We start from the raw sequence: 1,741 nt of genomic DNA on the forward strand, positions 1-1,741 counted from the left end.
GATCTCGATGCCGCTGCAAGGGGGTTGGCCGTTTTGGGGATCCGTCGCCCGCCGGACACTGCGCATTTCCGAGTGCAAATCCGCCAGGTCGATAATTTCCTTGGGAGCGCCGCGCCCGGTGATGATCACCTCCATGGCCTCCGGCTTTTGCTTGAGGGTACTGACCACCTCCTCCACAGGCAACAGGCCCAGATCCAGCACCGGGTTGAGCTCATCCAGCACCACCACCGAGTAAAACCCCGACGCCAAAGCCCCTTTGGCCACATCCCAACCGCGGCGGGCCTCCTGACGGTCAAACTTGGTGATCTCATCTGGGCCGAAAAACTCTCCCCGCCCGGTGCGCAATTGATCGATGAGATGGGGGAAGCCTCGCTGCAGAGCCGCAATGGCCGCATCCTCAGCATAGGTTCGGCCTGGCCCCTTGAGAAACCGCACCAGCAACACCCGGCTGGGGGCCGCCTTTTCGATCCCCAAGCCAATGGAACGCAGCACAACCCCTAGGGCCGCCTGGGACTTGCCTTTGCCCTCGCCGTCGTAGACATGGATCTGGCCCCGTCGCCGATCAAACTGCTGGGCAGTCACAATCCCAATTTCTGCCATGCCCCTCCGCGTCATCCTGCTGTGGGAAAATCCCACTTTTCTACCCCCATCTTAGAGCCTAGCCAGAACTTGGGCAGGAGGGGGAAACTAAAAAGCTCCCAAGAGGCCGGAAAGACCGGGGTAAGATGAGCAATGGTTGTCCAGCCGATGCCTGTCTAGCGAGGGATCCCCCTTGTATTCGACTGCATTTTCTTCTCGCCCGTTACTCCCTGCTGTGGATAGCCCTATTGAGCTGGTGGGGGGGACGCCGCTGATCCGTCTGCGGCGGGTTGCTGCCGATTTGCCGGAATCGGTACGGGTATATGGCAAGGCAGAGTGGTACAACCCTGGGGGTTCAGTCAAGGATCGCCCGGCCCTCAACATGATTCGCGCTGGCGAACGCCAGGGCAAGCTTACCCCCGGCAAGATCATCCTCGATGCCACCAGCGGTAACACCGGCATCGCCTATGCCTGGATCGGGGCCGCCTTGGGCTACAAGGTCAAGCTGGCTCTTCCCGCCAACGCCAGCCCAGAGCGCAAGAAGATCCTGGCTGCCTACGGCGTGGACTTGGTTTTGACGGATCCCGCCCTGGGATCCGATGGGGCCATCGAGAAAGCCCGCGCCCTCTATGCGGAAAACCCCGAGCTTTATTTCTACCCTGACCAGTACAGCAACCCCGCCAACTGGCAAGCCCACTACGAAACCACTGGGGTGGAGATTTGGGAGCAAACCCAGGGGCAGGTCACCCATTTTGTTACCGGGCTAGGCACCAGCGGCACCTGTATGGGGGTGGGGCGGCGCCTGCGAGAGTATCGCCCGGATATCCAAATCATTGCCATGCAGCCCGACTCTCCCTTCCATGGCCTGGAAGGGCTCAAGCACATGGCCACAGCTCTAAAACCCGAGATTTACGATCCCACTCTGCCTGACCAGCACATTGAGATCTCCACAGAAGCAGCCCAGAAAATGGTCAAGCGCTTGGCGTTGGAAGAAGGCCTGCTGGTGGGCATCTCTGCCGGCGCCAATGTGGTGGCAGCCCTAGAGGTGGCCCGTCAGCTCTCCTCTGGAGTGGTGGTGACCATCTTTTGCGACGGGGCTGACAAATATCTTTCCGAGCGTTTCTGGACAGAGGAGTGACATCCTCCCGGCGCTCGTCCTGTG

2 protein-coding genes are annotated in these 1,741 nt (G+C 60.5%); one reads left to right on the forward strand and one right to left on the reverse strand.

What is annotated here, in order from left to right:
- Window positions 1-600: cob(I)yrinic acid a,c-diamide adenosyltransferase (locus tag NW818_RS13810; RefSeq protein ID WP_414343367.1), on the reverse strand; the 600-nt coding region annotated here is incomplete at its 3' end.
- 172 nt (window positions 601-772) lie between these two features.
- Here NW818_RS13810 and NW818_RS13815 point away from each other — a divergent pair.
- On the forward strand, window positions 773-1,717 hold the full coding sequence (locus NW818_RS13815) for a PLP-dependent cysteine synthase family protein (RefSeq protein WP_414424878.1): 945 nt from the start codon (window positions 773-775) through the stop codon (window positions 1,715-1,717).
- Window positions 1,718-1,741 lie beyond the last annotated feature (24 nt).

The organism is Synechococcus sp. R6-5 (genome assembly GCF_047461775.1).
Taxonomy (GTDB): domain Bacteria; phylum Cyanobacteriota; class Cyanobacteriia; order Thermostichales; family Thermostichaceae; genus Thermostichus.